Raw genomic sequence first — 20,085 nt, 5'->3', positions numbered from 1 at the left:
TCTGCAACGAGTGCGTGAGGTTTAGGTGAATTAGGCCATAGGCTCATTTGTATAAATCTCTTGCTCCCCCAGAAATTGTATGATATATTATCCATACATTCATAGCACGTGACGGAAGCACCGTCCATATGCTGCATGCTCATGCAGTCATTGGACGGTGCTTTTTTGTGCTTTTTTTGCGGGGAGGGGAGTACATTGATTGTTCTGAAAGTAGTGCTTGCTTCAAAAGATCGAGAGTATATCAGCGCCTGGTTAGATTTTGCACAGGGGGGCTCAGCAGGCTCAGGTTTGCGATTTACAGCTTTTTCACAATGGGAGCCATTCAGGGAGCATATGCATGGACAGGGGGAGCGAGAGATACCCGATCTGGTCATTGCGGAGCCGGAGCTGCTGAACGCCTGGCTTAGTAGTGGTGGTGATACCTCGGGTATACCATGGTTAATGCTAAGTGAGGGGAATGATGAGGTGCAGGAGGATAAACAGTTGATGAAATATCAACCTCTGCCCTCTTTGCTAGATGCGGTAATGAACGCATGCCGTCAGCCACGTCGTAAGAAAGCGCATCGACCCGGTCAGGACACCCTTTCCATTGGAGTCATATCTGCTTCAGGTGGAAGTGGGAAGACAGCAGTTGCTCTGCATATGGCGAAGCAGTTAGGACTCGCTGGATATGCTGTGCTCTACCTTAATCTGGAGACATTAGACAGTACGCAACCCTTCCTTGAGAAGGGTCTAACTCGAGGCTTACAGCGTCAGCCTGATGCCGAAAAGGGGTTGTCTCGACTGTTATACGATCTGAAGGTCAGCCGGAAAGAAACAGGAAAAGCAGTACAATCCCAATCACCGTCCAAAGGTGTAGATCATTATGTGCTCCGTCATGAGGGATTGAAGTCTGATGTATTCTGGCCTCTATCCAATCGCAAAGAGTTGTTGCAAATGTCCAAGGAGGATACAGCTAATCTCATTCAATACCTGATCCAATGTGGACAATACGATGTCATTATTCTAGATGGAGATTCAGGTTGGGATGGACGCAGTGAAGGGATCATCGAAACAGCAGATACATTCGTATGGCTCGTAGAAGATGAACTTGCTGCGATGCATCGCTGGGGGCAATGGATACAGTACGCTGAACGGGTGAAGCCGAACTGGATTGATAGTGTAATGGATCGTGCACGATTCGTCGTGAACAAGTATCGGGATAGTGTTGTGAATGCGACGCCAAGACCTGATCTGCATCTGGATGCCGTATTGCCATATATTCCATCCTGGAGGCAGATTAGTCAGGAGGAAGTTCTGCTTAGCTCACCAATCTTTCAGCGAGAAGTGAAAAGACTGTGCGCACTGCTGATCCAGAATGGGGAGGAAGAGCTAACACAGACAGGTCGAATTCACCAGGGAATGGGAGGACGCTAATGACAGACTCATCCCTCAATGATCTGAACCGGGAAGAATTATTCCAGCATATGCGCCAGGAAGTAAGAGCTGGGCTGGATCTGACTTCATCTGCAGGAGACGAGGAGTTGTGGCAGGGTATTGAGCGGAAAGTGCTCTCTGATCCCAATCTGCATGACCTGACATCTGGAGAGCGACATACGTTGGTACAACGGTTGTTTGACTCCTTCCGTGGGCTAGATATATTACAGCCGCTTGTGGATCATCCCGATATTACGGAGATTATGATTAATAGCCATAGGGAGATATTTGTAGAGCAAGCAGGTGAAGTTAGCCGGATTACACTTGAATTCGAATCCAAGGAACGGCTAGAAGATATTATTCAGATGATCGTGTCTGGGGTAAACCGAATTGTTAACGAATCTTCTCCAATCGTTGATGCCAGGCTTAAGGACGGTTCACGTGTCAATATCGTATTGCCGCCCATTGCCTTGAAGGGGCCTACGATGACAATTCGTAAATTTCCGAGTGAACCGCTGACGATGTTGAATCTGATTCAGAAGGGCGCATTGCATGAAGAGGCAGCAGAATTATTACAACAGTTGGTACGTAGTAAGCACAATATTTTTATCGGGGGCGGTACGGGTTCAGGGAAAACCACGTTCCTCAATGCATTATCTCAGTTCATTCCGGCTGATGAGCGGATTATTACGATTGAGGATTCGGCAGAGCTACAGATTGTGACTGTACCTAACCTCGTTTCTATGGAGACACGTAATGCCAACACCGAAGGTAAGGGTGAGATATCGATCCGGGATCTAATCAAGTCTTCCTTACGGATGAGACCCAATCGTATTGTTATTGGTGAGGTTCGGGGCGCGGAGGCGCTAGATATGTTGCAAGCCATGAATACAGGTCATGATGGTAGCTTGAGCACTGGGCATGCCAATAATATTCGCGATATGATCAGCAGGCTGGAAACCATGGTACTTAGTGGTGCAGATCTTCCGATTGCTGTTGTGCGGCAGCAGATTAGCTCAGCGATTGATATCTTTGTACATCTGTCCAGGCTACGTGATCGATCACGTAGAGTAACTGAGATTAGTGAGGTTGTGGGTATAGAGAACGGGGAAGTGCTGCTCAATCCTTTGTTTCGATTCCAAGAGCAAGAAGAACATGAAGGCAGGATCATCGGGGGACTGATACAGGTTGGCATGCTGAGTCAAATCGATAAAATTCAGATGGCTGGCTTAGGGGATTGGTTTGCAGAATACATAGAACGAACAAAGGAACACAATTCGTTGAAGAATACTTTTTCAGATAACAACGTTAATTAGATATCAGATATTGTTTGGAAGGTGATTAGTGTTGGCGGAAGCTAGACAAGCATTAACCAATTACACCGTATTCACGCTATCCCGGAGACAGCGATTTACCTGCATGTTGATCAGTGGATTGTTATTTTTCGGTATCGGGATTCTATTCTACCATCACTGGTTGGCTGGCATCATCTTGGCTGCAGGGTGTATCTGGGTGCCTAAACATTGGACTAAGGTGTTGTTGGAACGAAGGAGAACAACGCTCAGTCTACATTTTAAACAGGCATTGTATGCATTGTCTTCTGCATTGGCTGCCGGAAAATCAGTTGAGAATGGATTTAAGGAATCCGTTGAAGATTTACGTATGTTAAACCCTGAAGCAGATACGGATCTTATTCGGGAGTTTACTATTCTTCGGACACGGATGGAGTATGGGCAGCCTATTGAGGAAGCGTTGCAGGACTTTTCTGATCGAGCACAGGTTGAGGACATTACTAATTTTGCCGATGTGTTTATAACTTGTAAACGAACAGGCGGTGACCTGGTGGAGGTTGTCCGGCGAACTTCTTCGGTAATCGGAGAAAAGCTAGATATTCAGCAGGATATTATGGTTGCCATAGCACAGAAAAAGTTCGAATCCAAGGCGATGTTTGCTGCACCATTTATATTTCTTATTTTTCTTAATTTGACTGCAAAGGATTTTATGGAACCTCTATATAGCGGCATGGGATATCTAATCTCCACAGGTGCTTTAGCACTGCTTGCCTGCTGTTATCTATGGATTACACGAATTATGGATATCAAAGTATAGGGATTGAACTTTTAATTACGAGGGCTGGCTGAATACGGACTACATGATAAGGAGTGGAAACGATGCTACTTCCCGTCATATTCGGAGGGATGCTCGGGATTGGATGGCTGATACTGGATCGTACCAAAGGACAGACTTATCGCCATTTACGCAAGCTGGATATGGAAGGATTACGATTCAAGCAACTGCACGCTCCATTCTTGTTTCTATTGGATAAGTTTGAGGTGGGTCGTCGATTGCCTGTTGTGATGTTCCGTATGCAGCATGCCATTCAGAAGATGTATGGCATACAGCACAGTGGAGAAAAAACGTTGCTCTATAGCGCTGAGATGCTGACGTATACCTGGCTTATGTTATTGGTGGGTTGCTTGTTATCTCTTATTGGGGATATAGGTCTTGGTGGATTGGCAGGTGGTATAGTGCTTGGCGCTCTCCTGCCATTTGCGCTATACAAGGATCTCAGCAGTAAGGTGCAACGCAGAGATCAGGATATTCTGGTGGAATTACCAGAGCTACTGAATCGAATTGTTCTATTGGTTGGTGCTGGAGAGACGGTACAACGTGCCATTATGCATTGTGTTGCCAGTCAGGGGGAACGAGATCATCCATTATACAACGAACTGCGGAAGACAGCCCACGACTTGAATAACGGTTATTCGTTTCAACAATCGTTCGAGCAGTTCAGCCGGCGCTGCGGAGTACAGGAAGTAACGATCTTCACAACAACCGTGTTACTTAATTTCCGGCGTGGGGGAGGTGACTTTGTATTGGCGCTGCGGGATCTTTCGCATGTGTTGTGGGAGAAACGTAAGGCTGTTAGCCGGGCAAAGGGAGAACAGGCTTCTTCCAAACTTGTGTTTCCAATGGTACTGATCTTTTTTACGATCGTTGTGATGATTGGGGCACCTGCTTTTATGATGATGAATATGTAGGAGGAATTGGGATGCTGAAATTATTAAATAACAAGGTAAATAGCTTTTGGAAGGAAGAGGATGGGCTGGGCACGTTAGAACTCATCTTGATTATCGGCGTTATTATCATCATTGCATTGATATTCAAAAAACAAATAACTGAATTAGTCACGAATCTCCTTAGTAAGGTGACGAAGAAAAGTGATGATTTTTTCCCGGATAAGTAAGGTGAGGAAGGAAGAAGGGAGCTTCACCATTGAAGCTTCCCTGGTCTTCCCTGTTGTGTTGTTTACGCTTGTGATCCTTCTTTTCTTCAGCATGTTTATGTATCAAAAGACGTTCTTGAACCAGCATGCATATGCTGCATCCGAGCGAGCCGCTTACAGCTGGGATAACAGTCATAAGCAAGCGATGACCGGAGAGTTTGCTACAGGAGAGTACGACAATCTCTACTGGAGATTAAAGGATGACCAATTGCTCGGTGCACTATTCGGCTGGGCAGGAGCTGACAATCAAGTTACGGTTTCGGTGCCGGCTGGTGAAGGCGGTAGCTTATCTGAACAAAAGTTATCCCATGCAGTTCAAGGCATGCCTGCGGCTATGACTGGAACGATTGAATACCAGAATACGCTGATTCAGCGAAAAGTAACAACCAAGCTTGAACAGATGATATCTCTACCGCTACCTTCCTTATTGTTTGGTTCAGGTAACAGTGTATTTACAACTGCATCATCAGCGGTGGTTGAGCCGGTAGAGTTCATTCGAACAGTGGATTTAATTCGTTATTATGGAGCCAAGTTCAAAGGCAAAGGTGGAACCGGAGATCGTAATGCTGCGGAAGCGGGACAGGTCGTGCAATATTTTGGGAATCGTAAAAAGTGACAGAAGGAGGGGGGAGCGCTGTTTAGAAAAAAAGATGGTGAAGCGGGAGCCGTAACCCTTTTTTTAATATTAATTTTGGCAGGCGTGTATATGTTTGTTGCTGTGTTCATTGACTATGCTCGCATAGCTGCTTTCAAAGTGCAGGCTGAACGTATGACACATGCTGCGCTAAGATCGGTCATGTCGGCATATGACCCATCACTGCGCGAATATGGATTATTTGCTTATGGAGATAGTAGCAGCGAAGCAATTATGGCTAAGGTGCTGAATGACAGTGTGAAGCCATCTGCGGTGAAGGATGGTTTTCCGATTCTTGATATCCAGTGGGATACAACAGCCTTAAGTATGGATCGGGAATTAGGTAATTACGAGATCTTCAACCGTCAGATTCAAGAGGATATGAAATATCGAGCACCTGTCGATTTTACCCTTGAAGTGGTCAATCGTTTCAAACCGATGTCAGAAGAATTGAAGGAAGCAGCACATACAGTGGATTTACTCAAAAAATTGCAGAAGCTATATGACAAACGAGAAAAATTGTTGGATGAAGCGATTGATAATCAAACAGAATCGGCGGAAAAGCTAAAAAATCTTCCGGATCTGATCATGAAGCCGCCTTCGTCTGCCATATATGATGAGATGCTAAGAGAAGCACCAGAGACTGCTGCTGAAGCTGCAGCCCGTTACGCGGATTATCTTAATAAAAAGCAAATCGACGAGGGTCTGCCCTTCACCCAGCAAATGTACATAGTAGAACTGGGCCGTTATCGGACAGGGGTAGGCAGGGTGGCGACAGGCATAAGTATGACTATTCAGCCAGCGTTTCAGACCCATCAGACCAAGCTGGAGGAAGCACATGCCAAGATCGAAGAGGCTCGCCAGATTAACGAAGAGATGAAGCGAGTTATTGCTGAGGGAGAGAATCGTTCACAGAATGCCAGCTACGATAACGTAGGTAATTCAACGCTGCCTGGCGCGAGCCCTTCATCTGCTGGACGAGGTGATGAGGCTAAAAGTACGCGTTCCCTTGCTTCCGAGCTTGTGAGAGCTGATTCTTTATTCGATCAGTTAAATGGGCGAGTCCGTTCACAGGCGTCAGATTTCAGTCTCGTTCGAACGGACAGTATGGAACTAAATATGCAGCTTCATAGTGTCGCGGCTGTAAACGGTGTTGCAATCAAACCCGCAGTTACACAAGCAAGTCGCACTACGGAGCAATACATGAATACCTATGTACGCAGTGGCTCTTCAAACATCATTATGCAAAGTAAAAAGCAGCTTGAAGAGGGTCGAGGCTCGGATGCTCAGCGTAAAGCGAACGACAAAGAATCGAAAGGCAAGCTAAAGGAAGTCAAACGCATGTTATCACAGATTGAAAAGGGCAGTTCAGGATCAAAGGAAGCGTTCAAGCAATTAGAGTCGTACTACAATGCAAATATTTCTTTTAACGAGGCGAGTCGTGAAGAGGCTAAAAAAGCTGAGATAGATGGTGATCCATACGATTCTGGTGGCAATGCCATGAAAGGAATGGACAGCCTGTTTGGTGGGATGTCGGGACTATTAGACAGTCTTGGAGATGAATTGTTCCAGAATGAGTATGCGCTGGCCTATTTCAATTCAATGGATTTTGGACAACTGTTTAGCTGGACAGAGGGCAGTGGAGATGCAGGTGATGTCTTTAAGCTTGAGAATCAGGAACTGGAGTATATCGTTTATGGTTTCCATAATCCTTCAGGTAACATTGCGGCTGCTTATGCCGAGATCTTTGGGATGCGACTGGCAATTCGTACGGCGGAAGGGTTAGTGAAGAATAGCAAATTAGGCAACCCGCTTCTGGTACTCTCCGCAGCTATTTTATATGGGATTACACATGCGATTGCAGACATGGTGGCTCTTGCCAAAGAGGGTAGCGTAGAATTGTCCGATTATATCAAAGTCAAATTGACATACCGGGATCATCTCAGGCTGTTTTTGCTAATGCATAGCAATAATGAACGGAAAATGTCGCGGATGCTTGCGCTGATCAGGATGAATACGGGTGTGAACCCAGACGAGAAGCAGACCTATGCGTCTAGCACGATACGAAGCAGCATCAAATTATGGTTCCTGCCTGGCGTCGCCAAAAGTATAGGTGCGGTATTAGGCAGTGCAGATGAGGTTGAGGATGGACGACTTTTCATTGATCGGAAGGCGGATTATTCCTACTGAATAATGAGGTTCTTTCTGGTGGAGGGAATATGGATAAGCAGTATCAGCAGTATCAACAGCAGGCTCAGCAAGAGAAAATGTTGGAACGATTGCAGGCACGCCTAACACAGATCAACAGACTAGAGCGTTTGAAAAATCTAAAATCGTTGAAAGAACGTAGCCGTTCTCTGAAAAAGGAACAGGGTAGCATCGTGCTGGAAGCTTCGTTAGTGTTACCTGTATTTTTGTTCTTTGTCATGTTTCTGATCTACATTGTGCAAATGACACTGGTATCTACTGCGCTACAAAGTACAGCAGGTGAAGCCGTGAAACAGCTCTCTACTAAGATATATCCCGTATCCCTTGTATTTACCCCTTCTGATTCAGCAGGCAGCGGAAGCAGTGATTCGGGTACTGGTTGGAAAATACCTGAGTTGTCCCTCACAGAGTGGGCAGAAGGGTATGCATCTTCGCTGCCAGAGCCACTTAGTGACTGGGTACGGGCAGCAGCAGCTCGAGGGGAGCAGCCTTTACAGGAGATCAAAACATCTGTACTAGAAGCTGTACTTGACCCAGTTGTTAAGCCGTTGCTGAAACCATTCATGAATACTTCTCTACTGGATTATGAACGAGTACATGTGAATGGGGTATCTATTCCTAATCTTAAAAACAAGACCAATCCGTATTTCAGACTTGAGTTAAGTTATGATTTGCCTCTCAAGGTACCTTTTCTCGGCAAATCGCTACGAATTCAGGCTTCTGCCGCAGAACGATTATGGATTGGAGACACAGGAGAGGGCTCTGACGGTAGTGGAGATGGCACAGATTCAACAGGTTCCGTTACGGTGTTGTCCAAGCCGGAGCCTGCATACATAGGCAATAATGCCATGATTAAGGTTAAGGTGGAGCCTGGAACCACAGCGAATCTAACGATCTTTTACAAGTCGGGGGAAAGTACAGCCAAGCACATTGGTTGGGCAACTGCAGATGAGAACGGAGAGATTCAGTGGGAATGGTTTGTTGGAACACGTACAACGGAAGGCACGTGGACGTTTGTTGTAGAGACAGCGGAGGGTGTTGCAATGGAAACGGCATTCGATGTTGCTTCAAGAAAGTAATAGAAGTGAGTGGTTTTCAAAAAATCGGTTTTCAGAACAACATCTAGAAGGGAGGAGAGTTGGAAATGACATGGTTCTCTATTATTTGTGGTATCTATGTACTCGCTGCCTTTGTTACAGACGTACGTTCAATGAAAATTCCAAATCGGCTGACGTTGCCTGTAACAGCAGCGGGGCTCTTAGCTCATACGATCTGGCAGGGATGGGAAGGGTTTATATTTTCAATAACAGGATTTGGAGTTTGTTTCGTAATCATGTTTCTCATGTATGCATTTGGAGCTGTTGGTGCGGGAGATGTCAAGTTGTTTGGCGGCATTGGAGCATGGACAGGGCTTATGTTTAGCATTCATGTCTTGGTCTATTCCATTTTGTACGCTGGCGCAATTGGTTTGATCATCTTGTTGTTCCGCAGAGATTTTGCCAAACGAATACGTGCCATGGCAAGTGGGCTTGCAGGCTTCCTCATGCTTGGTTCGCTCCAACTGGTAAGTCAAGATAAGACCTTAAAGTTTCCGTTTATGCTGGCAGTTTTACCTGGGTTTATCAGTGTCTATGTGTACATGACTGCGATATAAATTGGATTAAATATAGTAAAGGAAAGAGAGGATCGGTATGTATGGATTAACAAGGGATTTTATCCGCAACGGAGGAGCCTTTATGGTTCTGGAGAAGCCGGAAGGCTTGAAGATGGAGAACCTAAGCCGAGTTCAGACGGGCATGCTCACTGCCAATTCGATTCCACGGTTACTACCTATCCATATTCGTGAAGTGGACAGCATGGTGACATTACAGTATGACATCTCAGGCTATAAAATGCTGTCTCAGGTGTTGAAGTCGAGCAAGATTGAGATGGTTGTATTATATGGCTTACTGTATCAGCTTGCGGACACCTTTACCGAATGTCGTCAATATATGCTAGAGTCACGTAAATTGATGCTGCATGAAGAGTATATTTTCGTAAATGGATCGCTTGATCAGGGTGAGCTTGGCTTAGTCTACGTACCTCTCATGGATACGCCAGAAGGGGATCCTACTCCTCTGCAATTTCGTGAACTGGTCATTCGACTAATGGCACATACCAAGGAATTACAAGGGCAAGGGATCCAGCGTGTTTTGCAATTATGCGATACGGAGCAATGGGATATTCAGAAATTACGAGAGTTGTTGATGGGGCTATATGCAGATGAACAAAAAGGTTCAAGTAACGTTGAGTTTCTATCTTCACGGTCGACTGGAGACGGCGGTTTCGTCGTTAAGGACGCACAATTAGCAGGTAATCAAGCTTTAGAAGATGTTCGAATAGGACAGCAACAATTTAGTAGTCGGGAGTCTTACTCGCCGCAGCACGTACCTTATGAATCGGAACCTCAGCTCCATTGGCGTCAACAGTCTAAGACTCCTGAGGAAAAGGAGCTGGATATCGTGAACCGGACGATGTCTAGTTCTTCAACTACGCGTGCCCAATGGGATATACCACCTCAGTCTCGATTCGGTAATGAACAATCATTAGGGCGTTCGAATAACGCGTCAGTACAAGATGATATGTATGATGAACCGTTGGACGATGAAGTCGAAAAGAAAGCACCTTCTTCCAAAGTAACTTATATCCTATTGGGTTGTATGGTGGGCATGGCATTGGTATGGAGATTCATCTATATGGAGCAGCCAGGTGAGACACAAATGATCCTGTCTGCTGCATTAAGTGTTATATTGCTTGCCATTGCGGCATGGGCATGGTTGAGCAAAGGGGAATTTAATACATCCAAAGGTAACGCGAAGCGAAAAAAAGAAGATCAGGAACAGAATGCCTATCCCTACTCGCATTCAGATTCGAACGCTAAGGAGCCTTCGACCGATAAAAAACCTACCTTTTTTGGGTTAGGCAAGAAACGTCCTAAAGAGGAGGAAGAGATGTTTCAGGAGAACTGGCGTTGGAATGCTCCTGCACCAGCAGTTGATCAAGCTTCCACTGCATCTGGTTACGTAGGCCAAGGTGTGAACACTCGTTTTCAGGATTTGCATACGGAAACGCATAATCATCTGACTCCGCAGGCTACATCTATTGCTCCATCAACTTCTGAATTACCACGTTATCATATGGCGACAGAGCCAACGGTTAATTTGCAGAATGTGTCAGGTGGGGTACAATCAATCGCAGGAACAGGTATGCCTTCATATTATCTGGAACGCCGCTCGGCGACGGGTGAGCGCAATGAACGGATGGATGTAAGCGGAGCTTCGTTTGTGATCGGTAGATCAGCAGAGATGGTGCAGTGGGTCGATACAGCAACCGGTGTGTCCCGTGCTCATGTGGAATTGAGCCGGAACAAAACGGGATATGTGATCAAGGATTTGGGATCTGTCAATGGAACGATTCTTCAAGGCAATCCACTTGCCCCGTACAAAGAATATCCGTTGCAGGATGGTGATACATTTACGTTAGCTGATTCATCATACACTTATCGATCAGTCGGATAAGTCTCGATGCTTCAGGTCTTCTAACGCTTTAGTTAGTGTAGGGAATGTAAATTCGAACCCGTGATCTAGAGCTTTTTGAGGAATCACGCGCTGTCCTTGCAGCAGCACTACTGAGAGTTCACCTACCAAAGCCTTGATGAGGAAACCAGGTACGGGGAACCAATGTGGGCGATGGTACACCTTCCCGACAACGCGCCCAAACTCGTCATTTGTTACAGGGTTCGGCGATGACGCATTTACAGGCCCTGAGATGTCTTTGTTCTGTATCGTAAAATCAATAAGCCGGACGATATCCATAATGTGGATCCAACTCGTCCACTGCTTGCCGCTGCCGATTCTACCTCCAACCCCTAGCATATAAGGCAATTTCATGAGAGGGAAAGCTCCTCTTTTATGACCGAGGACAAGACTTACCCGGATCTTCACAAGTCGTACATCTTGGATGGCATCGGCTGCTATTTCCCATTGTTCAGATACACGGGATGGAAAATTCATTGATTTTTGCGGACTGCTCTCATCAAAGGTCTCGGTTGGGGACGTTCCGTAGATCGCCATCGCAGATGCTTGAACGACAACTTCTGGTTTGTTCTCCAGTGACTTTACGAGCTTGGCTACACGAGCAACGGTCGTTACTCGCGATTCCACAATTTCTAATTTCGCCTTGGTTGTCCAGCGCTGATTCAGAGTCTCTCCAGCAAGGTTCACCAAGGCATCCATTCCTTCTAACAAATGAGGCTGCTCCTCGGCTTGCTCCCAAGAGATATATGTAAGATTCTCACTAGGGTTATGAAGGTCGGGCAGTTTGCGTGTAATGATTTTCACATGGTATCCGGCTTGCAACCAATAATCGACAAGTGCACCTCCGACAAATCCGGTTCCTCCACAAATAGCAATTTTCATGCAAAATTACCCTCCTCGTATATCATTATGCTGATAATTACCCTGACGAACGATCAACAAACAGCCCCGACTGGTAAGCAATGCCTCAAATGGATCTTACCTGACGGAGCTTTGTGAAAATAAGATCGTAATTAACTTAAGTGAAGATAGCAATTAAGATCTGCAGTGCAACTATTTAATTATCGCTCGTTTTATTTCTTATTTATTTCTTATTTAATTATTTATTTATTTGTTTATTAGATGTTTATAAGGCATATAATCAATTTTATTTTTCTCCAGGAATTTCACGAGGAACTTATTATCACGCTTCGGGGTGGCAATAATGTATCCTTTGATGCAATGATCTCTTGAAACTTCTGTAGCGTGATCTTCCACAGCGATTCTACCAATCTCAGCGGCGATGGAATGTTTGGCGATATCACGAAAAGGACCGGGAACAGGTTCCACAAGTTGATCCAAAAAAGCCTTGGCTTCGTCTGTCCATAAGTGACGACTTGTCTCGACCCAATGATTCTGCCAATCTAGCTTGGACTTCCCGTCTGCCTTTGGGAGAACCTTCAGGAACTTGCGCATCATAAAAAATCCACCAATGCACATACTGCCAAGCAAAACAAATGTCCAGAACGCCATAGTATTCATAAACCAATTGCTGGGTGAACTGCTGGCCAGCGTCAAAGCATAGGAATCGAAAATCATTGCGGAGTCACCTCGGTTCATTGATTTTCACGGATAGACGAAATCCGTCTGCCCATGTTCCAGATGTTAGCTGTAAAAAATAGCCTGTATCCCGAATTATAGCGCATTTCTAGATTTATTTCGATAATCGCGTTAGAATAAGGGATAATTCACATTAAGGGGGATCAATGATGCTGAAAATCGGCTCCCACGTGTCCTTTTCGGACAAGGGATTATTGAGTGCAACGAAGGAAGCGTCCTCGTACGGTTCTAGCTCGTTTATGATATATACAGGTGCACCGCAGAATACACGTCGTAAGCCTATCGAATCCATGTATATTGAAGAAGGCAAACTTGCTATGCAAGCAGGTGGAATGGAAGATATCGTTGTCCATGCGCCTTACATTATTAACCTGGGTTCGTACAAGGAAAATACGTACGAGCTTGCAGTAAGCTTCCTTCAGGAAGAGATTCGTCGTACGCATGCCATTGGTGTCAAAAATATCGTATTGCACCCAGGTGCATTTACTGACAAAGATGCACATTATGGTATTGAGCGGATCGCTCAGGGACTTAATGAAGTGCTGGACGGTGTGAGAGAGACTGATGTAAATATCGCCTTGGAAACGATGGCGGGTAAAGGAACTGAGATGGGCCGTAGTTTCGAAGAAATTGCCCAAATCATTGAAAAAGTGACGTACAATGAACGCCTTACTGTATGTATGGACACATGTCACATTCATGATGCCGGATATGATATCGTGAATGACATTGATGGTGTTCTGAGACAGTTTGACGAAATCGTAGGTCTTGACCGCATTGCGGTTATGCATATTAATGATAGTAAGAACCCTGTGGGCGCACATAAAGACCGGCATACGCCGATCGGCTCTGGCTGGATTGGTTATGAAGCCATTCATCGTATCGTTCACCATGAAGCACTTCAAGGTCGCCCATTCATTCTGGAAACGCCTTGGATCGGGAAGGAAGCCAAGACACAACGTCCGATGTATGAAGCTGAGATTGCTTTGCTACGCGGCGATATTGAAGGTCGATTTGGCGGAGAGTTCCTGACAGATGTGGAGCGATTGCATCACTTCTTCCAAGGCAAAGAGATTGAAGCGCGTTCTTATGTACTCGATGTGTGGACTTTGCTCAAGAACGATGCCAAAGCCAAAAAAGCAGATCCACGTGAACCGCTAGAGCGCCTATATGACTTGGTAACTGAAGCAGCGCTGTTCCCACAGCTCAGTGAGGAACAACTGAATCAACGCTTGATTGCTTGGCTTGCAGGCAAGGAAGCACTGGTCACGGTTTAATTTGAAGGAGGAAGAATAACCCGATGGAGATTCATGCTAAACAAGTACGTCCTGATGCTAAAAACCGCGCCGATCGGGCGCGGATGCTCATTTCCTGCCCCGATGGGCCGGGAATTGTAGCGGCTGTTTCACATTTCTTGCACCAGCATGGTGCAAACATTGTTCAGTCCGACCAGTACACGATGGATCCGGCTGGCGGCATGTTCTTCATGCGTATTGAGTTTGACCTTCCACAGCTCGAAGCGAGTCTTCCTAAGCTGGAAGATGACTTTGCTGAAGTGGCGACGCGTTTCAACATGGAGTGGACTTTATCGGCTGTAAGCCGTAAGAAGAAGCTTGCCATTTTTGTATCCAAAGAAGATCACTGCCTCGTTGAATTGTTGTGGCAATGGCAGGCTGGCGACCTGGATGCAGACATTGCACTGGTTGTTAGTAATCATCTGGATATGAAAGATTATGTGGAGTCCTTTGGTATTCCGTATCATCATATTCCGGTTACAGCGGACACGAAGAAGGAAGCAGAACAACGCCAGCTCGACATCATTGGTGACGATATTGACGTCATTATCCTTGCTCGTTATATGCAGATCATCTCACCGATGTTCATCGAACATTATCGTAATCGCATTATTAATATCCATCACTCATTCCTTCCAGCCTTTGTGGGTGGTAAGCCTTATGCTCAGGCATATAACCGTGGTGTTAAAATCATTGGTGCTACGGCTCACTACGTTACAGAAGAACTGGATGGCGGACCGATCATTGAGCAGGACGTACAGCGTGTAAGCCACGGGGATGATGTAACTGAATTGAAACGAATCGGACGTACAATTGAACGTGTTGTTCTAGCGCGTGCTGTGAAATGGCATGTAGAAGACCGTATCTTGGTTCACGAAAATAAAACCGTTGTATTTTAAGTTTGTGCTTTAATACTGCGCAAGGTTGATTCGGAGCCACATAAACTGGCAAAAGAAAAAGGCGATTCCTATCGATGTACTCATAGGGGATCGCCTTTTTTGAGCTTTTTGAAGTCTTTTGCACACAAACCAAGAATTACTCCATAGATGAGATGGGCTGTGACCCAGTAGAGAATGGCTTGCGTGTCATTCAGATCAGGAACACGTGTAGATAGTTGGGATAGCGGTATATAGAGAAGAGAGGAAACACCGCCAATTAGAATCCCCTTGAGCATGGGATGCTCAGGCCGTATCTGTACCCACCATATATAGAACACGCCGATGCAGATGGAGACAATAAGGTGGAGGGCAAATTCTGCGAGTTCCGGCAAGGTGGGTGGAAGCCCTGGCACGAAATCAATGTTTAGGAGCAAAGTATAAACCGCAATGCCAGTAAATGACTGAATCGCTTTAAGCAGAAAACCAAGTACGAGACCTGAAAGGACGCCTGTCCATACGCCTTTGAACCATGGAAAGGTGTGAGGGGGTGACTCGGAACGTTTAACAACAGGGTCAGAAGACATTGCGGGACCTCCAATCCATAAAATAATCTTCGCTTCCTGAAGTATACTACGTTTTGAATTCCTAATCAGGATTACAAGGGCAGGTTCATACCAATAAAAACTAAAATGAAATCTACATGCCAAAAAGAGTATGGTTTTCTGGTTAAAGGTTATACTTCTTCCGATGGATTGACGAGGCTCGTCCTGACGAAAGATGGGCTGCAATGTTTTTTTGACTCGATTTTTTTGGTGCTGGGAACCCATCTCTCGTAGCAAATCACCGAATTTTCCCGAACTTCTAAAAGAAGGTTATGGAAAAGCTTCACGCCAAGTGATACAATACAAAAGTGAATAAGTCAAAATGAAACACTCAAGCGGATTCACTTATTGTTATATACGGTTTGCTTGGTATTGATGAGAGGGATTCGCTTGCGCACCCGACTTATCTAAAGACATGAGGAGGACAAACCATGACTGACAAGAACGAAGCGATTCAAAAGGACGAGAACACTACAATCGACAACCTGTCGATCACTACCGTACGTACTTTGGCGATTGATGCAATTGAGAAGGCGAATTCCGGACACCCGGGAATGCCTATGGGCTCCGCACCAATGGGGTACCAACTCTTTGCAAAAACGATGACACATAACCCGAACCACCCAACTTGGGTTAACCGGGACCGTTTTGTCCTGTCCGCAGGACATGGCTCCATGTTGTTATACAGCTTGCTGCACCTGAGCGGCTACGACTTGCCGATGGAAGAACTGAAACAGTTCCGCCAATGGGGAAGCAAAACTCCGGGTCATCCGGAATTCGGACATACAGCTGGTGTTGACGCAACTACAGGCCCACTGGGTCAAGGTATTGCAATGGCAGTTGGTATGGCGATGGCTGAAGCACAACTGGGTGCAACATATAATAAAGAACAATTTAACGTTGTGGATCACTACACATACGCAATCTGTGGTGATGGTGACTTGATGGAAGGCGTATCTCATGAATCAGCTTCCCTGGCTGGGCGTTTGCACCTGGGTAAATTGATCATGTTGTTCGATTCCAACGACATCACTTTGGATGGTAAATTGGATCTGTCTTCTTCCGAAAGCATTGCGAAGCGTTTTGAAGCTTATGGCTGGCAAGTGCTGCGCGTTGAAGATGGTAACGATCTGCCTGCAATCGAAAAAGCAATTCAAGAAGGTCAAGCAGACACACTGCGTCCTACATTGATTGAAGTGAAAACTGTTATTGGTTATGGTAGCCCGAACAAACAAGGTAAAGGCGGCCACGGCGGTACTCACGGATCTCCACTAGGTGCAGAAGAAGCTAAGTTGACTAAAGAATATTATAAATGGGTTTACGAAGAAAACTTCCACGTACCAGCTGAAGTTCGCGATCACTTTGCACAAGTGAAAGATCGCGGTATCGCTGCAAACCAAGCATGGGATGAGAAGTTTGCTGAGTACAAAAAAGCATTCCCAGAGCTTGCTGCTCAATTCGAAACAGCGATCAACGGCGACCTTCCAGAAGGATGGGATCGTGATCTGCCTAAATATGCAGCAACAGACAAAGCGCTTTCCACTCGTGTAGCATCTGGTAACGCTCTGAACGGTCTGGCGCACAACGTGCCACAACTGACAGGCGGATCTGCTGACTTGGAAAGCTCCACTATGACTCACTTGAACAACCTGACTAACTTCTCTCCGGAAGATTATGCAGGTCGCAACATCTACTTCGGTATCCGTGAATTCGGTATGGCTGGTGCAATGAACGGTATGGCTTTGCACAGCGGCGTAAAAGTATTCGGTGGTACGTTCTTCGTATTTACAGATTACCTTCGTCCAGCAGTTCGTTTGGCTGCCCTGATGGGATTGCCTGTAACATATGTCCTGACTCACGACAGTATCGCTGTGGGTGAAGATGGTCCTACCCACGAACCAATCGAGCAGTTGGCTTCCCTGCGTATCATTCCTAACTTGACGGTAATCCGTCCAGCTGATGGTAATGAAACTTCTGCTGCATGGGCTTATGCGCTTGAGAATAAGAGCAACCCGGTTGCCCTTGTACTTACTCGTCAAAACCTGCCAATCTTGGAAGGAACAGTTGAAGGCTCACGTGAGAACGTTAAGCGCGGTGCTTATGTTGTTTCTGATGCAAAAGACGGTAAAGCAGTAGCACAAATCATCGCTACAGGTTCTGAAGTACAACTGGCTGTTAAAGCTCAAGCTGCACTTGCAGAGCAAGGCATCCAAGTTCGTGTAATCAGCATGCCAAGCTGGGATCTGTTCGAGAAACAGGACAAAGCGTACAAAGAATCCGTCCTGCTTCCAGACGTTAAAGCTCGTCTTGCAATTGAGATGGCTCATCCAATGGGTTGGGAGAAATATGTTGGCGATCAAGGCGACATTCTCGGAATCAACACATTTGGTGCATCCGCGCCTGGCGATCGTGTTATCCAAGAATATGGCTTCACCGTGGATAACGTTGTTAGCCGCGTAAAAGCATTGCTGTAATAGCATGACCAACGCGCAATAGACTAAAAGCTTATTTCCGCAGAGAAGGGTGGGTAACCGCCCTAATCTGTTTTGCCTTTTGTTTTCATTAACTTCAGGGGAGCGGGTACGCATGTCACAGTTTGATCAAGTGAGTGTAGTTAAAGAGGCCAACATTTATTATGAGGGCCAGGTAACCAGCAGAACGGTTATTTTGGGAGATGGCAGCAAAGTGACATTGGGCATTATGCTTCCAGGTAGTTACGAATTTGGTACAGATTCTCGTGAGATTATGGAGATTCTGTCCGGAGATCTGAAAGTATTACTTCCCGGTGAAGAAGATTGGCAAGAGATTCAAGGTCAAGCTACGTTTCACGTGCCTGCCAATTCCAAATTTAAACTGGAGATACGCAGCGTTACCGACTACGTCTGCTCGTACCCGGCGGAATAACATAAGAAGGGTAAGCGGAACCTCGTTAGCGAGTTCGGTTTACCCTTCTTGCTATTTATAACTTAACGACAAAGTTCGCGTTGCAAGCTTGTCAGTAAGGTGGATTTGAAGTATCCTTAGGCTAAGTTGTTTGTATGGAAAACGGAAAATTACTTAACGATTATTAGGAGGTTTTTTAGATCATGGCTAAAAAAGTGACTTTTGACTATAGCACTGCACTACAATTCGTCAATCAACATGAAGTAGACTATTTCGCTGAACCAATTCGTTTGGCTCACGAGCAGCTTCATAACGGAACGGGAACCGGATCAGATTACCTCGGATGGATTGACCTTCCAACGGCATATGACAAAGAAGAATTCGCTCGTATTCAAAAAGCGGCTGCTAAAATCCAAAGCGATTCAGAAGTTCTGATCGTCATTGGTATCGGTGGTTCTTACCTGGGTGCTCGCGCAGCGATTGAAATGCTGACACACTCTTTCTACAACAACCTGTCAAAAGATAAACGCAAAACGCCTGAGATCTACTTTGCAGGAAACAACATCAGTTCCACGTATGTTACACATTTGCTGGATCTGATTGAAGGTAAAGACTTCTCTGTAAATGTAATTTCCAAATCGGGTACAACTACAGAGCCAGCGATTGCATTCCGTATCTTCCGCGCAGCTCTTGAGAAAAAATACGGTAAAGAAGAAGCTCGCAAACGCATCTACGCTACAACAGATAAAGAGCGCGGCGCTCTCAAAAAACTGGCGAACGAAGAAGGCTACGAGTCCTTCATTATTCCAGATGATGTAGGCGGACGTTACTCTGTTCTGACAGCTGTAGGTTTGCTGCCAATCGCTGCTGCAGGAATTAACATCGAAGAAATGATGCAAGGTGCTGCTGACGCATCGAAGGAATATAGCAATCCTAACGTTGCTGAGAATGAAGCATATCAATATGCAGCCGTTCGTAACGCGTTATATCGTAAAGGCAAAGGCACAGAAATCCTCGTAAACTACGAGCCGTCCCTGCACTTTGTATCGGAATGGTGGAAACAATTGTTCGGAGAGAGCGAAGGTAAAGATTTCAAAGGAATCTATCCTGCATCAGTTGACTTCTCAACAGACTTGCACTCCATGGGTCAATTCATTCAAGAAGGAAGCCGTAACATCTTCGAAACAGTAATCCAAGTAACTGAAGTTTCCGAGCACATCTCAATCGAGGCTGACGCAGACGATCTGGACGGTCTGAACTTCCTTGAAGGTAAAACGATGGACTTCGTAAACAAAAAAGCATTCCAAGGAACGTTGCTTGCACATACAGATGGTCAAGTACCTAACCTGATTGTGAACATTCCAGATATGACTCCATATTCTTTCGGATATCTGGTATACTTCTTTGAAAAAGCATGCGGCATTAGTGGATACTTGCTGGGTGTCAATCCATTTGACCAACCAGGGGTAGAAGCTTACAAGAAAAACATGTTTGCATTGCTGGGCAAACCAGGCTTTGAAGAAGAGAAAGCCGCGCTGGAAGCGAGACTTTCGGAATAATTCATCGCTCTGCTCATATGATGATATATGTAAGTGTTAAGTCGATTGGGGAACCGTGGATCATCATTATGATTGATTCAGATGTCATCCCAAATGTCTAAAACAAGGCAGTTCGTCCGCGTTCTTACGCGGGGAACTGCTTTCTTGTAA

The 20,085-nt window shown here is 45.6% G+C and carries 18 protein-coding genes; 15 read left to right on the top strand and 3 right to left on the bottom strand.

Annotated features, from left to right (window positions below; all coding sequences use genetic code 11):
- Nucleotides 1-195: 195 nt before the first annotated feature.
- The 10 genes from ASD24_RS20190 (at nt 196) to ASD24_RS20145 (ending at nt 11,101) form a co-directional block, all read left to right on the top strand.
- Nucleotides 196-1,416 (top strand): hypothetical protein, encoded by a 1,221-nt coding sequence (locus ASD24_RS20190; protein ID WP_056699562.1) that lies wholly within the window; start codon nt 196-198, stop codon nt 1,414-1,416.
- Entirely contained in the window at nt 1,416-2,732 is a 1,317-nt protein-coding gene (locus ASD24_RS20185) for a CpaF family protein (RefSeq protein WP_056699559.1), read from the top strand. Before ASD24_RS20190 ends, ASD24_RS20185 begins: the two co-directional genes overlap by 1 nt.
- Nucleotides 2,733-2,763: 31 nt before the next feature.
- On the top strand, nt 2,764-3,525 hold the full coding sequence (locus tag ASD24_RS20180; protein ID WP_056699548.1) for a type II secretion system F family protein: 762 nt from the start codon (nt 2,764-2,766) through the stop codon (nt 3,523-3,525).
- A gap of 62 nt (nt 3,526-3,587) precedes the next feature.
- Nucleotides 3,588-4,457: a type II secretion system F family protein gene (locus tag ASD24_RS20175; protein ID WP_056699547.1), complete on the top strand. Its 870-nt coding sequence runs from the start codon at nt 3,588-3,590 to the stop codon at nt 4,455-4,457.
- 11 nt (nt 4,458-4,468) lie between these two features.
- Nucleotides 4,469-4,663 (top strand): Flp1 family type IVb pilin, encoded by a 195-nt coding sequence (locus ASD24_RS20170; protein WP_056699544.1) that lies wholly within the window; start codon nt 4,469-4,471, stop codon nt 4,661-4,663.
- Entirely contained in the window at nt 4,641-5,318 is a 678-nt protein-coding gene (locus ASD24_RS20165) for a TadE family protein (protein WP_056699536.1), read from the top strand. The genes ASD24_RS20170 and ASD24_RS20165 overlap by 23 nt, the downstream gene beginning before the upstream one ends.
- An 84-nt stretch (nt 5,319-5,402) precedes the next feature.
- Complete coding sequence (locus ASD24_RS20160; protein ID WP_235540703.1) at nt 5,403-7,526, top strand: hypothetical protein; 2,124 nt, start codon at nt 5,403-5,405, stop codon at nt 7,524-7,526.
- 29 nt (nt 7,527-7,555) lie between these two features.
- Nucleotides 7,556-8,623 (top strand): TadE/TadG family type IV pilus assembly protein, encoded by a 1,068-nt coding sequence (locus ASD24_RS20155; protein ID WP_156395500.1) that lies wholly within the window; start codon nt 7,556-7,558, stop codon nt 8,621-8,623.
- 65 nt (nt 8,624-8,688) lie between these two features.
- Nucleotides 8,689-9,198, top strand: coding sequence for an A24 family peptidase (locus ASD24_RS20150; protein WP_056699528.1), 510 nt, complete (start codon nt 8,689-8,691; stop codon nt 9,196-9,198).
- Nucleotides 9,199-9,235: 37 nt separating this feature from the next.
- On the top strand, nt 9,236-11,101 hold the full coding sequence (locus ASD24_RS20145) for a DUF6382 domain-containing protein (RefSeq protein ID WP_082560475.1): 1,866 nt from the start codon (nt 9,236-9,238) through the stop codon (nt 11,099-11,101).
- On the opposite strand, the gene ASD24_RS20140 is transcribed toward ASD24_RS20145, so the two are convergent.
- Entirely contained in the window at nt 11,090-12,001 is a 912-nt protein-coding gene (locus ASD24_RS20140) for a TIGR01777 family oxidoreductase (protein ID WP_056699522.1), read from the bottom strand. The two genes, ASD24_RS20145 and ASD24_RS20140, sit on opposite strands and share 12 nt — an antisense overlap.
- A 225-nt stretch (nt 12,002-12,226) precedes the next feature.
- Nucleotides 12,227-12,697, bottom strand: coding sequence for a DUF2621 family protein (locus tag ASD24_RS20135; protein WP_056699519.1), 471 nt, complete (start codon nt 12,695-12,697; stop codon nt 12,227-12,229).
- Nucleotides 12,698-12,867: 170 nt separating this feature from the next.
- Here ASD24_RS20135 and ASD24_RS20130 point away from each other — a divergent pair, with 170 nt between their 5' ends.
- Nucleotides 12,868-13,995 carry a deoxyribonuclease IV gene (locus ASD24_RS20130; RefSeq protein WP_056699517.1) on the top strand — a complete coding sequence of 376 codons (1,128 nt, stop codon included), beginning with the start codon at nt 12,868-12,870 and terminating at the stop codon, nt 13,993-13,995.
- Nucleotides 13,996-14,018: 23 nt separating this feature from the next.
- Nucleotides 14,019-14,912, top strand: coding sequence for a formyltetrahydrofolate deformylase (gene purU / locus ASD24_RS20125; RefSeq protein ID WP_056699513.1), 894 nt, complete (start codon nt 14,019-14,021; stop codon nt 14,910-14,912).
- A gap of 80 nt (nt 14,913-14,992) precedes the next feature.
- Here purU and ASD24_RS20120 read toward each other — a convergent pair whose 3' ends face one another.
- Nucleotides 14,993-15,475, bottom strand: coding sequence for a hypothetical protein (locus ASD24_RS20120; protein WP_056700003.1), 483 nt, complete (start codon nt 15,473-15,475; stop codon nt 14,993-14,995).
- Nucleotides 15,476-15,924: 449 nt separating this feature from the next.
- On the opposite strand from ASD24_RS20120, the gene tkt reads away from it, so the two are divergent.
- The 3 genes from tkt (at nt 15,925) to ASD24_RS20105 (ending at nt 19,935) form a co-directional block, all read left to right on the top strand.
- Complete coding sequence (tkt, locus tag ASD24_RS20115) at nt 15,925-17,967, top strand: transketolase (protein ID WP_056699510.1); 2,043 nt, start codon at nt 15,925-15,927, stop codon at nt 17,965-17,967.
- A gap of 112 nt (nt 17,968-18,079) precedes the next feature.
- Nucleotides 18,080-18,397 (top strand): pyrimidine/purine nucleoside phosphorylase, encoded by a 318-nt coding sequence (gene ppnP, locus ASD24_RS20110; RefSeq protein ID WP_056699507.1) that lies wholly within the window; start codon nt 18,080-18,082, stop codon nt 18,395-18,397.
- Between the two features lie 182 nt (nt 18,398-18,579).
- Nucleotides 18,580-19,935, top strand: coding sequence for a glucose-6-phosphate isomerase (locus ASD24_RS20105; RefSeq protein ID WP_056699504.1), 1,356 nt, complete (start codon nt 18,580-18,582; stop codon nt 19,933-19,935).
- Nucleotides 19,936-20,085: the final 150 nt, after the last annotated feature.

The organism is Paenibacillus sp. Root52 (assembly GCF_001426865.1).
Lineage (GTDB): Bacteria > Bacillota > Bacilli > Paenibacillales > Paenibacillaceae > Paenibacillus.
The sequence above is the reverse complement of the archived record's forward strand: the minus strand, read 5'-3'. Positions and strand labels throughout refer to the sequence as shown.

What these genes read in the sequence shown, in the direction of transcription:
- ASD24_RS20185 (WP_056699559.1), top strand. Translation starts at nt 1,416, where the DNA reads ATGACAGACTCATCCCTCAATGATCTGAACCGGGAAGAATTATTCCAG.
- ASD24_RS20175 (WP_056699547.1), top strand. Translation starts at nt 3,588, where the DNA reads ATGCTACTTCCCGTCATATTCGGAGGGATGCTCGGGATTGGATGGCTG.
- ASD24_RS20170 (WP_056699544.1), top strand. Translation starts at nt 4,469, where the DNA reads ATGCTGAAATTATTAAATAACAAGGTAAATAGCTTTTGGAAGGAAGAG.
- ASD24_RS20165 (WP_056699536.1), top strand. Translation starts at nt 4,641, where the DNA reads ATGATTTTTTCCCGGATAAGTAAGGTGAGGAAGGAAGAAGGGAGCTTC.
- ASD24_RS20155 (WP_156395500.1), top strand. Translation starts at nt 7,556, where the DNA reads ATGGATAAGCAGTATCAGCAGTATCAACAGCAGGCTCAGCAAGAGAAA.
- ASD24_RS20150 (WP_056699528.1), top strand. Translation starts at nt 8,689, where the DNA reads ATGACATGGTTCTCTATTATTTGTGGTATCTATGTACTCGCTGCCTTT.
- ASD24_RS20145 (WP_082560475.1), top strand. Translation starts at nt 9,236, where the DNA reads ATGTATGGATTAACAAGGGATTTTATCCGCAACGGAGGAGCCTTTATG.
- ASD24_RS20140 (WP_056699522.1), bottom strand. Translation starts at nt 12,001, where the DNA reads ATGAAAATTGCTATTTGTGGAGGAACCGGATTTGTCGGAGGTGCACTT.
- ASD24_RS20135 (WP_056699519.1), bottom strand. Translation starts at nt 12,697, where the DNA reads ATGATTTTCGATTCCTATGCTTTGACGCTGGCCAGCAGTTCACCCAGC.
- ASD24_RS20130 (WP_056699517.1), top strand. Translation starts at nt 12,868, where the DNA reads ATGCTGAAAATCGGCTCCCACGTGTCCTTTTCGGACAAGGGATTATTG.
- purU (WP_056699513.1), top strand. Translation starts at nt 14,019, where the DNA reads ATGGAGATTCATGCTAAACAAGTACGTCCTGATGCTAAAAACCGCGCC.
- ASD24_RS20120 (WP_056700003.1), bottom strand. Translation starts at nt 15,475, where the DNA reads ATGTCTTCTGACCCTGTTGTTAAACGTTCCGAGTCACCCCCTCACACC.
- tkt (WP_056699510.1), top strand. Translation starts at nt 15,925, where the DNA reads ATGACTGACAAGAACGAAGCGATTCAAAAGGACGAGAACACTACAATC.
- ppnP (WP_056699507.1), top strand. Translation starts at nt 18,080, where the DNA reads ATGTCACAGTTTGATCAAGTGAGTGTAGTTAAAGAGGCCAACATTTAT.
- ASD24_RS20105 (WP_056699504.1), top strand. Translation starts at nt 18,580, where the DNA reads ATGGCTAAAAAAGTGACTTTTGACTATAGCACTGCACTACAATTCGTC.